Here is a 12,738-nt window from a genome sequence, read left to right as displayed (position 1 = left end):
CGCCAAATCGGCGGGCATTCTTTTTTATTGGGCTTTAGCTGACTCGCTATAACAATCGCGGCATGTACCGTAGATTTCCAAACGGTGGTAATCCACCTGGAAGCCTGTTACATGGGACGCCAGATGTTCCACTTCGTCCAATCCAGGATAATGGAAATCGACAATCTTCCCACACTCGTTACAGATCATATGATAATGATCGTGTGTGACAAAATCAAAGCGGCTTGAAGAATCCCCGTAGGTTAATTCTTTTACCAGCCCTGCTTTTTTGAAAACACGCAAATTATTATAAACGGTGGCTACACTCATATTGGGGAAGGCTTTTTCAAGCGCGCGATAAATATCATCTGCTGTCGGATGCGATGTAGAATGAATCATAAACTCCAAAATCGCATGACGCTGTGGTGTAATTCTGACACCTGTAGACTTCAATGTATCGAGTGCGTCTTTCAATTGGGCTTCAGACATCGCTGGGCACCTCACTTCATATATATTCTTACATTGTAATCGTTATAATTAGTGTACCTAAAAAAACCTTGGCGTGTCAAGAAATCGCTATAGGACGCTAATTTTCTGTTTATTCAACTGCCTAATTTTTGAATTAAAAAAGCAGCCGGGTATAGAACCCAACTGCTTGAAGTTTCTGCTTACTCTGCGTGAAGCCCTTTTTCTTTAGAACCTAGTTGCTGGTTGACGAATCGTGCTGCGACAAAGAGAAAATCGGAAAGCCTGTTCAAATATGCCAGTACGTTAGGCGAGACGCCTTCCCCTATTGCAATAACATTGCGCTCGGCGCGGCGCACGATCGTCCGGGCTACATGAAATGCCGCTCCTGCGGGATGGCCGCCTGGCAAGATGAAGTTACTAAGTGGTTGGAGTTCTGCGTCATATTCATCGATCCATGTTTCCAGTCGAGTGATATGTTCCTCCTCAAGTTTCCATTTCACTTCTTTTCCTGCCGGGGTCGCTAATTCCGCTCCAACGTGGAAGAGAATTGTTTGGATCTGATGGAAGATTTCACAAAGAGCTTCTTTTTGCTCGAAAAATTCTCCATTCAAATGCCCTACACCGAGACCGATCATCGTGTTGGCTTCGTCACACGTTCCATAGGCTTCGACGAGCGGGTCGTTCTTTTTGACGCGGCTGCCGTATACAAGTGAAGTCGTTCCTTTATCTCCTGTTTTCGTATAGATTTTCATCTTCAATAACCCCTTTTCATATCCACTGGATTTGATGGTGATTTATCGCCTTCGATCCAATCGTGTAAATTCGGAATGAAAATATCCAAGGCGCGCTCGACGTATTTTCCGGAATGGCTCGAAACATGCGGGGAAACGATGACATTGTCCATCTTCCAATACGGGTGGTCTGCCGGCAGCGGCTCTTCTTCGAAAACATCCAATACAGCATAACCAATTTCGCCGTTTTCCAGCGCTCCAAGCATCACTTGGTCTTCCACCAGATCACCTCGGCCTAAATTCATGAAAATCGCATCTTCTTTCATCGCCTGGAAATGCTCTTTCTTCAATAGATGATAAGTTTCTTTCGTGCTCGGCAATACGGAGAGCACGATATCAGCATCTGGAAGAACGGCTGATACATTTTCAATAGAAACCATTTCATCCATATACTCAGCATCATTTCCCGAACGGTTGCAGCCGATCGTCTTAACTCCGAATGCTTGGAGCAAGCGGCCGATTTCCGAACCGATTGCCCCAGGTCCCAACAGGACAGCGGTGGAGCCTGCCAATTCGGATGATTTGGTTTTCCGGTTCCATTCCCTGTTGCGCTGGCTCTCATAAATGAATGGCAAGGAGCGTTTGAGCGACAGCACATGGGCCAATGCGGATTCCGCCATCGGAGTTTTATGGATTCCTTTGACGTTCGAAACGATGATTTCCTTTTTTGCTATGGCAGCATGGGGCATTTTTTCGATGCCTGCACTTGCCACCATGATCCATTTCAAGTTTTCAGCGCTTTCGATATCTTCCGCTGTTAAATCCTCTCCGTATGTGACAACAATATCGGCTGTCGGCAAAAATGACTTGTCCTTATATAAGAAGCGGAAATTCACTTCAGGGAATTCCGCTTGAAGCCGTTCCTGCTGGTTTTCTCTTGGCACAAATGTAAATAGGACGTCCATCAGATTCTTCCTCTCTCAGTCACCGCTGATTGCTTTTACAGTTTCCAACACTTCTTTGATATGTTCTTTCACTTTCACTTTGCGCCATTCCTTGATGACGGTGCCTGTCGGGTCGATTAAGAATGTCGAGCGCTCGATGCCCCAGAATTCTTTGCCGTACATTTTCTTGAGCTTCCAAACCCCATAAGCTTCAGACACTTGGTGATCCTCGTCAACGAGAAGCGAAAATGGCAAGCCGTGCTTGTCGATGAATTTTTGATGGCGTTCTTTGGAATCTGCACTGACGCCCAAAATCTCCGCGTTAAGCTCCGAGAAATCTTTTTCGGCATCGCGGAAATCGCATGCTTGGGTCGTACAACCCGGTGTCATATCTTTCGGATAAAAATAGAGCACTACGTATCTTTTCCCTGCATAATCCGATAGGGAAATTGTTTCGCCTTGTTCATTTTGCAATGTAAAGTCAGGTGCTGCCAATCCTTCTAATGTAGCCAAACCCATCACTCCTTTTCTTTCTTCTATCGTACCGGACGGTTTCATTACTTTCAATTTCTTTGGCGTTTGCAGCTGATATTGTCTACAATAAGGAATAGATTATTTTAGGAGGCATTTTATGGATCACTCGATTTCCGAACAATTGCACCAAGAAGCGTTAGAACATATTGTCGGCGGGGTTAATAGCCCTTCCCGCTCTTATAAAGCTGTAGGAGGCGGCTCTCCTATCGCGATGGATTATGGAAAAGGCGCCCATTTTTATGATGTAGATGGAAATAAATACATCGATTATTTAGCGGCTTACGGCCCGATCATCACAGGCCATGGCCACCCGCATATCGCGAAAGCCATTGCCCATGCTGCTGAAACAGGTGTATTATTCGGCACCCCGACAAAGCACGAAGTGACATTCGCCAAAATGCTGAAACAAGCGATGCCTGCGATGGATAAAGTCCGTTTTGTCAATAGCGGGACAGAAGCGGTCATGACGACCATCCGCGTAGCACGTGCCTACACAGGACGGACCAAAATCATGAAATTCGCCGGATGCTATCATGGCCATTCCGATTTAGTGCTCGTTGCGGCTGGTTCCGGCCCCGCTACACTCGGCACACCTGATTCGGCAGGCGTCCCGAAATCGATCGCTGAAGAAGTCATCACGATTCCTTTTAACGATCCGGGGGCATTCAACGAAGCGATTAACCGTTGGGGAGACGAAATTGCCTGCATCCTCGTCGAGCCGATTGTCGGCAACTTCGGCATTGTTGAACCGGAAGAGGGATTTCTTGAAGAAGTCCATGCACTGGCGAAAGAGAAAGGTGCATTGATTGTCTATGATGAAGTCATTACGGCTTTCCGCTTTCATTACGGCGGTGCGCAGAACTTACTCGGACTTGAGCCGGACTTGACGGCGCTTGGAAAAATCATCGGCGGCGGTTTGCCGATCGGTGCATACGGCGGGAAGCGTGAAATCATGGAAACGGTCGCCCCGCTCGGGCCCGCTTATCAGGCAGGGACGATGGCCGGCAATCCGGCTTCGATCCAAGCAGGCATCGCCTGTCTTGAAGTGTTGCAAGAAAAAGGTGTTTACGAACGCATGGACCAACTCGGTGCGCGCCTTGAAGCAGGAATTTTGGCTGCTGCTGACAAACACGGTGTCACGATTACGATCAATCGTTTAAAAGGCGCGTTGACAATTTATTTCACTGATCAAAAAGTGAAAAATTACGAACAATCAGAAGCAACGGATGGCGAAATGTTCGGGCGTTTCTTTAAACTGATGCTTGAACAAGGCATCAATTTGGCGCCTTCCAAATACGAAGCCTGGTTTTTGACCACTGAACATACAGAGGAAGATATCGATACGTCGATTCGGGCGGTAGAGCATGCATTTGCCCAATTGTAAAAACGGATTCCTTTCTGAAGGGGGTGTTTGCCGATGAAACTCGGTGCGCGCATATTCAAAACCGGTATCGCTATATCACTTGCCTTGTTTCTGGCGACGCTTCTTGAACTTCCGACGCCAGTATTTGCAGGGGTAGCGGCGATTTTCGCCATACAGCCTTCCATTTACCGGTCATACCTGACGTTACTCGACCAAGTTTACGGCAATTTGATTGGTGCTTCGATTGCCGTTATCTTCGTGTTGACGCTTGGCCCGAACTATTTGACGATTGGCGTCGCTGCTATTTTAGCGATTATCATTATGCTGAAATTAAAGCTGGAAAATACAGTTCCCCTGACATTGGTCACTTTGATCATCATTATGGACTCGCAATCGGATGACTTCCTCGTCTTCGCTTCTTTGCGATTCCTGACAGTGTTATTGGGGATTTTATCGGCTTTTATCGTCAATATGATCTTTTTGCCGCCAAAATACGAAACGCGCTTGTTCCAGTCAATCCATTCCGTCAGCGAAGATGTCATACGGTGGATCCGGATTTCGATTCGCCATGCTTCCGATCATTCCTCGGTAAAAGAAGATATAGACAAATTGACCGAGAAGCTGGTGAAAGTGGACCAATGGTATTCATTTTATAAAGAAGAACGCAGTTATACGAAAAAGCAGCAGTATACAAAAGCACGCAAGCTGGTACTCTATAGGCAGATGATTGCCACATCGAAAAAGAGCCTCGAAGTTTTGCGGCGCCTGAACCGTTATGAGAATGAACTGCGCGACCTGCCCGAACAATTCCATATGATGGTTCAGGAACGACTCGAGAGCTTGGCGAGCTACCATGAACAGCTTTATATGAAATACATCGGAAAAATCCGTCCGGAACATAGCGAAAGTTCAGGGCCGGATGCGGTGTTGAAACGCAACGAAGTCATGTCGATTTTCGTTAAGGAAATCAATCTATCGACTGAAGTCGAAGAAGACGAATTTTCAGTTTACCATTTGATGCATGTCCTCTCTGCCCTGCTTGACTACGAAGAGCATTTGGAGCATTTGGACTTGCTGATCATCGCGTACCATAATTACCATAGCGAAGAAGTCGACAGAGATATCGAAAACGCCATATAAAAAACGCCCGGAAAATTTCCGGGCGTTTTTTTATGATTTCATTCGTGGGTCGAGTGCGTCGCGCAGCCCGTCTCCCATTAAGTTAAATCCAAGTACGGTCAACATAATCGCCACACCTGGGAAAATCATCGTCCACGGTGCATTGGTCAAGTACGAGCGGGAATCGGCCAACATCTTGCCCCATTCCGGGGAAGGTGCCTGCGCTCCGAGCCCGAGAAAGCCGAGTGCCGCCGCTTCAATGATCGCTGTCGCAATCGCGAGCGTGCCTTGGACGATAACCGGCGCCATGGAGTTCGGCAAAATATGCGAAACCAAGATGCGGTTGTCTTTCATGCCGATCGCTTTCGCTGACATGATGTATTCATCTTCCTTAATGCTCAATACCTTCGATCGGATCAAGCGTCCGAAGTTCGGAACGTTGATAATGGCAATCGCAATCAATGCATTGCGCAGGGACGGCCCAAGAACCGATACCACCGCAATCGCAAGAAGAATACTGGGGAATGCCAGCATGATATCGAACAACCGGGAAATGATAGTATCAACCCAGCGCCCATAATAGCCGGCCAAAATGCCGAGAATACTGCCGACAACTACCGAGCCGATAACCGCCAGGAATCCAACCCATAGCGAGATGCGCGCTCCGTATACGACACGCGACAAGATATCGCGGCCGAAATCGTCTGTACCCATCCAATGATCGCCGGAAGGAGGCAGAAGCCGCTGGGAAAGATTTTGTTCGTTGATGCCTTGCGGTGTAAATAACGGACCGAAAATCGCCAAAAGAATGAAGAAAATGACGATGCCCATGCCGACGACCGCGACTTTACTTTTGCGGAATCCGCGCCATGCCTCTTTCCAAGGACCGGCGACTTTTTGCATTTCCTGCTTGTCTGCTGCTGCTGTTTCAGCCAATGTGCTCCTCCCCCTTCCTAATCATATTTGATCCTCGGATCGACCAAGCCGTAAAGCAAGTCGACGAAGAGATTGATCATAACGAATATAAATGCGACGACTAGGATGCCGGATTGGATAACCGGATAATCGCGGAAACCGATCGCTTCATAAATATAGCGCCCGATGCCTGGCCATCCGAAAATGGTTTCTGTCAAAATGGCGCCGCCGAGCAATAAGCCCATCTGTAAGCCAATGATTGTAAGAACTGGAATGATCGCATTTTTCAATGCATGCTTGTAGACGACCCAGAACATCTTGACGCCTTTAGCGCGCGCTGTCCGGACATAATCCGAACGCATGACTTCAAGCATTGAAGAGCGTGTCATCCGCGCGATGATCGCCATCGGAATGGTGGCTAGCGCCGTGCCTGGAAGCACCAAATGCTTCAATACGGTCGCCAATTGGTTGAAATCGCCTTGAATGATGGTGTCCAACACATAAAAATTGGTGATGTTATTGATTGGGTCCCGGACGTTTTCACGCCCTGTCGTCGGCAATATACCGAGTTCAATCGAGAAAATCCATTGGTTCATGAGGCCGAGCCAGAAGATCGGCATGGAAACGCCGATCAAGGCTAGCACCATCGCTGTATAATCGAACCACGAGTTCTGGAACCATGCAGAGATGATTCCCGCATTGATTCCGATGACGACGGCAATGATGATCGCAAATAAAGATAATTCAAATGTCGCTGCCAGATATGGCCAAATTTCTTCTGAAACAGGTGAACGGGTACGCAGTGAATCCCCCATGTCGCCCGTAACCAGGCCTTTTAAGTAATCGAAATATTGGATGTACCAGGGATTATCAAGCCCCAGACTGGTCCGTAATGCTTTAATTGCTTCTTCGGATGCTTGTTGCCCAAGGATGACCTGTGCAGGATCGCCTGGAATTGCCCGGATGATCATAAAGACGATAAACGTCATTCCGAGTAAGACAGGAATCAATTGCAAAAGCCGCTGCCCGATATAGTGAAGCATCTTCTTCACCTCTCCATCTCAATTGCATTATGTATTGAAAAGGGGGAGAAATCAGTATGACCTCTCCCCCAAAGAAACGCCTACTCCAAATCTACTGAAGACAGTTTATCAGAGCCAGTTGGATGCGCTTTAAAGTCGATTACGTTCGTCCCACCGGCAAGAAGCGGTGTAGAGTGCGCAAGCGGTACCCATGGCGCGTCTTCGTGGATGATTTCCTGAGCCTGCATGTACAATTCGTTGCGGGCATCTTCATCAACTTCTGTTTGAGCTTCGATCAAGATATCGTGAAGATCCTGGTTTTCGTAGTATGTGTAGTTGTTTGAACCGATATTGTCTTGGTCAAGCAATACATACAAGAAGTTATCCGCATCGCCGTTATCGCCTGTCCAGCCAAGAAGGAATGCATCCGCTTCTCCTGCTGCCGCTTTTTCGAGGTATGTTGCCCACTCGTAAGAAACGATTTCAGCTGTGATTCCGACTTCCGCCAAATCACTTTGGATTGCTTCCGCTACTTTTTGGCCATCCGGCATATACGGACGTGGAACCGGCATTGCCCATAGTTCCATTGTGAAGCCTTCTTCAAGTCCTGCTTCAGCCAATAGTTCTTTCGCTTTTTCAGGGTCGTACTCATATCCTTCGATGCTGTCGTTATAACCGCTGATTACCGGAGGCATCGGGTTTTTGGCGACTTCTGCACGGCCTTCGAAGAATGAATCAACAATTGCCTGGCGGTCGATCGCATGGTTCATCGCCTGGCGGACTTTCGGATCGTCGAATGGCTCACGAGTAGTCGTCAAACCAAGGTAGCCGACGTTCATCGACGGACGTTCGAACAATTGCAGGTTTTCATCGCTTTCGATCGTTTCTGAATCTGATGGCGTAATGCCGTCAGCCAAATCGATTTCGCCAGACAATAATGCATTCAAGCGAGCTGAGTTATCTGGAATTGCACGGAACACGACTTGATCGAGTTTCGGCTCTCCATCCACCCAGTAATCATCGAATTTCTCGATTGTTACCGTGTCATTGCGCTGCCATTCAACGAACTTGAATGGGCCTGTGCCGACTGGATTGTCGCCGAATGATTCGCCAGCTTCTTCAAATGCTGTCGGTGATGCGATGCCGAACGGGCTCATCGCCAAGTTTTTCAAGAATGGTGCCTGTGGGCGCTTCAATGTAATGACGATTTCGTAATCGCCAGTCGCTTCAACAGATTCGATGACGTGTTCTTCTTCTTCGCCAAATCCGCCAAACATTGATTTATAGTACGGGAATTGGTCTGCATCTCCAGCAGCCCAGCGTTCAAAGTTTGCGACAACTGCTTCTGCGTTGAAATCCGTTCCATCATGGAACGTGACGCCTTCTTGCAATTGGAACGTATAAGTCAAGCCATCTTCAGAAGCTTCCCAATCGCTGGCAAGACCTGCTTCAATTTCCGTATCCTGCTCACCGAAATTGATCAATGTATCGAAGATGTTTTTCGTTACTTTGAAAGACTCTCCATCTGTAACCGTGATTGGATCCAGTGAAACCGAGTCGCCTCCGCGGCCAAAGATCAGGACTTTTTCGTCGCCTGATTCTCCGCCTTCTCCGCCTGACTCCGAATCACCGCCTGAACAGCCGTAAAGCGCTGTGGACAGCAAAAGCAGCATCAGGAAAGCGATTGATACAATTTTCTTTTTCCCCAAAATAACCCCTCCGTTTTGTTTTTTTATTATCATTGCGGCCTGCATTCCTCATAGAGGTGGCAAGCCACAGAATGACCTGGTTCAACTTCCGCAAAACGCGGAATTTCCTGCGAGCAGATATCCATCTTGAATGGGCAGCGTGTATGGAAGCGGCAGCCAGATGGCGGGTTTGCTGGGCTCGGCACATCCCCTTTAATCACTACTTCCTCGCGGACAAAATCAGGATCCGGAACAGGCACTGCCGATAGCAGCGCTTGCGTATAAGGATGAAGCGGCTTCTCATACAGGCTTTCTGTATCCGCAAGTTCCGCCATATTGCCCAAATACATGACGCCCACGCGGTCGCTGATATGGCGAACGACGCCCAAATCATGGGCGATGAATATGTACGTCAGTTTCAAATCGCGCTGCAGATCCTGCATCAGATTGAGCACTTGTGCTTGAATCGATACATCAAGCGCAGAAACCGGCTCATCAGCGATGATCAGTTTCGGGTTGGTCATGAGCGCGCGCGCGATTCCAATACGCTGGCGCTGGCCGCCGCTGAATTGATGCGGATAGCGTTTAGCGTGGTAGCTGCTGAGCCCAACGATTTCGAGAAACTCGTAAACTTTGCGTTTACGCTCTTTCGGATCGCCGATATTATGGACATTGAGCGGCTCCATCAAGATTTTTTCAATGCTGTGGCGCGGATTGAGTGACGCATATGGATCCTGGAACACCATTTGGATGTCGCGTCTGGCCTTGCGCATTTCCGACGCTGACAAACTGGTCAATTCCTGTCCGTCAAATGTCACTTTGCCTTCTGTCGGATCGAGCAAGCGCATAAGCATACGCCCGGTCGTCGACTTGCCGCAGCCCGATTCGCCGACGATTCCAAGCGTTTCGCCTTCATTTACATAAAAAGAGATGTCATCAACTGCCTTGACCTGCCCTTTGACACGGCCGAACATGCCGCCCGTAACCGGAAAATATTTCTTTAAGCCTTCAACTTTCAACAACGGTTCTGTCATGCGACTCGGCCTCCTTTGGATCGAATAGGAAACAGCGCGTCTTGTGGTCTTCTGCCGTCTGGTATAATGCCGGGTCTTCCACACGGCAACGATCGAAAGCAAATTCACAACGTGCTGCGTATTTACAGCCTACTTTGATCGATCCCGGTTTTGGCACGTTTCCTGGAATAGAGTATAGCCGCTCTTTCTTGAAGCGCATATCGGGTACGCTTTCTAGAAGGCCGCGGGTATATGGATGCTGCGGATCATTGAAAATGGTATGTACTGGCCCTTCTTCGACCACTTTACCCGCGTACATGACAACGACGCGTTCGCAAGTTTCTGCGACGACCCCAAGGTCATGGGTAATCAGCAAGACGGCGGTATCGAGCCGTTCATTTAAATTCTTGATCAATTTAAGGATCTGCGCTTGAATCGTCACGTCGAGTGCCGTGGTCGGTTCATCGGCGATCAGCACTTTCGGGTCGCACAATAAAGCCATCGCGATCATGACGCGCTGGCGCATGCCTCCAGATAATTGGTGAGGATAATCATTAAGCAAAGCTTCTGCGCGTGGCAAGCCGACCAGCTTCATCATTTCGACAGCGCGTTCCTGGATTTGGCTTTTCGACCAATCCTTTTTGTGGATCTTCAACGCTTCGCGCAATTGATTGCCGATGGTAAACAAAGGATTCAGTGAAGTCATCGGCTCCTGGAAAATCATCGCGATATCGTCGCCGCGAATCTGGCGCATTTCTTTATCGGATAGTTTCGTCAAATCCTTATCTTGGAATAAAATTTCCCCGCTGACAATTTTACCTGGAGGACTTGGCACCAGCCCCATTATGGACAATGAGGTAACACTTTTGCCGCAGCCTGATTCCCCTACAATGCCGAGCACTTCTCCCTGGCGGATATGGAAATCCACGTTGTCGACTGCCGGTACTTCTCCATCATCAGTGAAAAAGGAAGTGCGCAGCCCTTTCACATCCAAGATGGTTTTACGTTCGTCCATAGAGATCCTCCTTCTTCATTTTAAATTATTCAGAACATTCTCCGTGTTTCCATTATACGTAATATTAGTAGTAATGCAATAGTTTTCGGGAGATTGGCGAAAGCCTTCCTTCCTATTAAAAAAGCTCCCCAAAAATTGGGGAGCTTGAAATAGTTAACCTATGTTCTGCACTTGGAATAGTTTGTAATAGACGCCACGCTTTTGTAACAGCTCTTCGTGCGTGCCTTGTTCAGCCAATTGGCCGTTGTCGATGACCAAGATTTGGTCAGCGTGGGTGATGGTCGACAAACGATGCGCGACCATCAATGTTGTACGGTCGTGCGCAAGGCGTTCTAAGGAGTCCTGGATCAGCGCCTCGCTTTCGAGGTCGAGTGCGGATGTGGCTTCGTCCAAGATGAGGATCGCAGGGTCTTTTAGGAAGACACGGGAAATGGCGATGCGCTGTTTTTGCCCGCCGGATAACTTGACGCCGCGTTCGCCGACTTTCGTGTCGTAGCCTTCCGGCAAGTTACTGATGAATTCATGGGCATTCGCCGCCTTGGCTGCCGCGATGACTTCCTCATCGGTCGCATCGGGTTTACCCATCAGGATATTTTCTTTGACCGACTCGCTGAACAGGATCGAATCCTGCAGGACGAGGCCGATCTGATCGCGCAAGGAATGGATCGTCACGTCTTTTAGGTCGTGGCCATCCATACGGATCGTGCCTTCCGTGGCATCATAGAATCTCGGGATGAGCGAGACGATCGTCGATTTGCCGCCGCCGCTCATGCCGACAAATGCCACTGTTTCTCCTGGGCGGACCGTGAAGTTGAGGTTCGACAGCACTTCGCTTCCCCCGTCATTATAATGGAACGAGACGTTATGGAATTCAAGTTTGCCATCGACGCGCCCAAGTTCGCGCGCACCTTGTTTATCTGTTACGTCGTATTCTTCATCGACCATCTCGAAGACGCGGTCCATCGAAGCGAGCGACTGGACGAGTGTCGTTGATGAGTTGACGAGGCGGCGCAGTGGATTATACAAGCGTTCGATATAGGCGATGAACGCCACCATCGTCCCGAGCGTCAAATTCCCCTGGATGACCTGGTAACCGGCGTAGCCGATGACCAGTAGCGGCGCCACGTCGGTGATGGTGTTGACGACCGCGAATGCCTTGGCATTCCATTTCGTATGGTCGATCGCTTTTTCCAGGAATTGATCGTTCGTGTTATTGAAAATCTTTTCTTCGTGCTTTTCGAGCGCAAAGCTTTTGATGATGCTCATGCCCTGGACGCGTTCGTGCAAATAACTTTGGACGTTGGCGAGTGCCTGGGAACGTTCGCGCGTCAAATCACGCAAGCGGCCGAAGAAATACTTGACGCTGAATGCATAAAACGGAAACGCCAATAGCGCAACAATCGTTAAGGAAACGTCCATGGTAAGCATGATGATGATGGCGATGAGAATCGTCGCGACATCAAGCCAGACATTCATCAAGCCGATCATGACGAAGTTCTTCGTTTGCTCAACATCATTGATGACCCGTGAAATGATTTCCCCGGCACGTGTGTTTGCATAATAGCGCAAGCTCAGGCGCTGCAGGTGGCTGTAAAGATAGCTGCGGATATCGTAGAGAATTTTATTGCTGACATATTGTGCGTAATATTGCCGGAAATATTCGATCGGCGGGCGCAGCAGGAAGAACACGATCGCCGTGCCCCCGAGCCATAGATAAAGCTGGCTGAGTTTTTCCGCATCCGACAATGCCTCTGCGCCGATGATATCATCAATGACGATTTTGATTAAAAGAGGGATAAAAAGAGGGATCGCAAACTTGAATATCCCGATGAAGATCGTCAAGGCAATCTGCCAATAATAGGGCTTGACGAATTTCATATAGCGTTTCATACTGCTCAAACTGTTCACTCCATTCTGTTCAAAACGAAAAACCTGTTGGCAGGCAAC

Annotated in this window: 12 protein-coding genes; 2 read left to right on the top strand and 10 right to left on the bottom strand. The window is 48.5% G+C overall.

Translation table 11 applies throughout. The features are described from left to right. Positions 1-24: 24 nt before the first annotated feature. The 4 genes from perR to bcp form a co-directional block, all read right to left on the bottom strand. Positions 25-468 carry a peroxide-responsive transcriptional repressor PerR gene (gene perR / locus AUC31_RS03530; protein ID WP_058381335.1) on the bottom strand — a complete coding sequence of 148 codons (444 nt, stop codon included), beginning with the start codon at positions 466-468 and terminating at the stop codon, positions 25-27. 179 nt (positions 469-647) lie between these two features. Next, complete coding sequence (locus tag AUC31_RS03525; protein WP_058381336.1) at positions 648-1,199, bottom strand: cob(I)yrinic acid a,c-diamide adenosyltransferase; 552 nt, start codon at positions 1,197-1,199, stop codon at positions 648-650. 2 nt (positions 1,200-1,201) lie between these two features. After that, positions 1,202-2,143, bottom strand: a complete 942-nt coding sequence (locus tag AUC31_RS03520; protein ID WP_058381337.1) for a D-2-hydroxyacid dehydrogenase — start codon at positions 2,141-2,143, stop codon at positions 1,202-1,204. A gap of 15 nt (positions 2,144-2,158) precedes the next feature. After that, positions 2,159-2,635: a thioredoxin-dependent thiol peroxidase gene (gene bcp, locus AUC31_RS03515; protein ID WP_058381338.1), complete on the bottom strand. Its 477-nt coding sequence runs from the start codon at positions 2,633-2,635 to the stop codon at positions 2,159-2,161. A 118-nt stretch (positions 2,636-2,753) separates the two neighbouring features. Between bcp and AUC31_RS03510 the strand changes: the two genes are divergently transcribed. Both AUC31_RS03510 and AUC31_RS03505 read left to right on the top strand, forming a co-directional pair. Then, complete coding sequence (locus AUC31_RS03510) at positions 2,754-4,040, top strand: glutamate-1-semialdehyde 2,1-aminomutase (RefSeq protein WP_058381339.1); 1,287 nt, start codon at positions 2,754-2,756, stop codon at positions 4,038-4,040. A gap of 33 nt (positions 4,041-4,073) precedes the next feature. After that, on the top strand, positions 4,074-5,159 hold the full coding sequence (locus AUC31_RS03505) for an aromatic acid exporter family protein (protein WP_058381340.1): 1,086 nt from the start codon (positions 4,074-4,076) through the stop codon (positions 5,157-5,159). A 30-nt stretch (positions 5,160-5,189) separates the two neighbouring features. Here the strand turns inward: AUC31_RS03505 and nikC are convergent, their stop codons facing one another. From nikC to AUC31_RS03475, 6 genes are all read right to left on the bottom strand, one after another. Then, positions 5,190-6,041, bottom strand: coding sequence for a nickel transporter permease (nikC, locus tag AUC31_RS03500; protein ID WP_174520013.1), 852 nt, complete (start codon positions 6,039-6,041; stop codon positions 5,190-5,192). Between the two features lie 50 nt (positions 6,042-6,091). After that, positions 6,092-7,096 (bottom strand): ABC transporter permease, encoded by a 1,005-nt coding sequence (locus AUC31_RS03495; protein WP_058381342.1) that lies wholly within the window; start codon positions 7,094-7,096, stop codon positions 6,092-6,094. Between the two features lie 80 nt (positions 7,097-7,176). After that, positions 7,177-8,784 (bottom strand): ABC transporter substrate-binding protein, encoded by a 1,608-nt coding sequence (locus AUC31_RS03490; RefSeq protein WP_058381343.1) that lies wholly within the window; start codon positions 8,782-8,784, stop codon positions 7,177-7,179. Between the two features lie 29 nt (positions 8,785-8,813). Beyond that, positions 8,814-9,797 (bottom strand): ABC transporter ATP-binding protein, encoded by a 984-nt coding sequence (locus AUC31_RS03485; protein ID WP_058381344.1) that lies wholly within the window; start codon positions 9,795-9,797, stop codon positions 8,814-8,816. Continuing rightward, positions 9,772-10,791 carry an ABC transporter ATP-binding protein gene (locus AUC31_RS03480; RefSeq protein WP_058381345.1) on the bottom strand — a complete coding sequence of 340 codons (1,020 nt, stop codon included), beginning with the start codon at positions 10,789-10,791 and terminating at the stop codon, positions 9,772-9,774. The genes AUC31_RS03485 and AUC31_RS03480 overlap by 26 nt, the downstream gene beginning before the upstream one ends. A gap of 153 nt (positions 10,792-10,944) precedes the next feature. Beyond that, positions 10,945-12,690, bottom strand: coding sequence for an ABC transporter ATP-binding protein (locus AUC31_RS03475; protein ID WP_058381346.1), 1,746 nt, complete (start codon positions 12,688-12,690; stop codon positions 10,945-10,947). Positions 12,691-12,738: the final 48 nt, after the last annotated feature.

This window comes from Planococcus rifietoensis, assembly GCF_001465795.2.
GTDB lineage: Bacteria > Bacillota > Bacilli > Bacillales_A > Planococcaceae > Planococcus > Planococcus rifietoensis.
This window is presented reverse-complemented; position numbering and strand designations above follow the sequence as displayed.

What these genes read in the sequence shown, in the direction of transcription:
- perR (WP_058381335.1), bottom strand. Translation starts at nt 468, where the DNA reads ATGTCTGAAGCCCAATTGAAAGACGCACTCGATACATTGAAGTCTACA.
- AUC31_RS03525 (WP_058381336.1), bottom strand. Translation starts at nt 1,199, where the DNA reads ATGAAAATCTATACGAAAACAGGAGATAAAGGAACGACTTCACTTGTA.
- AUC31_RS03520 (WP_058381337.1), bottom strand. Translation starts at nt 2,143, where the DNA reads ATGGACGTCCTATTTACATTTGTGCCAAGAGAAAACCAGCAGGAACGG.
- AUC31_RS03510 (WP_058381339.1), top strand. Translation starts at nt 2,754, where the DNA reads ATGGATCACTCGATTTCCGAACAATTGCACCAAGAAGCGTTAGAACAT.
- AUC31_RS03505 (WP_058381340.1), top strand. Translation starts at nt 4,074, where the DNA reads ATGAAACTCGGTGCGCGCATATTCAAAACCGGTATCGCTATATCACTT.
- nikC (WP_174520013.1), bottom strand. Translation starts at nt 6,041, where the DNA reads ATGCAAAAAGTCGCCGGTCCTTGGAAAGAGGCATGGCGCGGATTCCGC.
- AUC31_RS03495 (WP_058381342.1), bottom strand. Translation starts at nt 7,096, where the DNA reads ATGCTTCACTATATCGGGCAGCGGCTTTTGCAATTGATTCCTGTCTTA.
- AUC31_RS03485 (WP_058381344.1), bottom strand. Translation starts at nt 9,797, where the DNA reads ATGACAGAACCGTTGTTGAAAGTTGAAGGCTTAAAGAAATATTTTCCG.
- AUC31_RS03480 (WP_058381345.1), bottom strand. Translation starts at nt 10,791, where the DNA reads ATGGACGAACGTAAAACCATCTTGGATGTGAAAGGGCTGCGCACTTCC.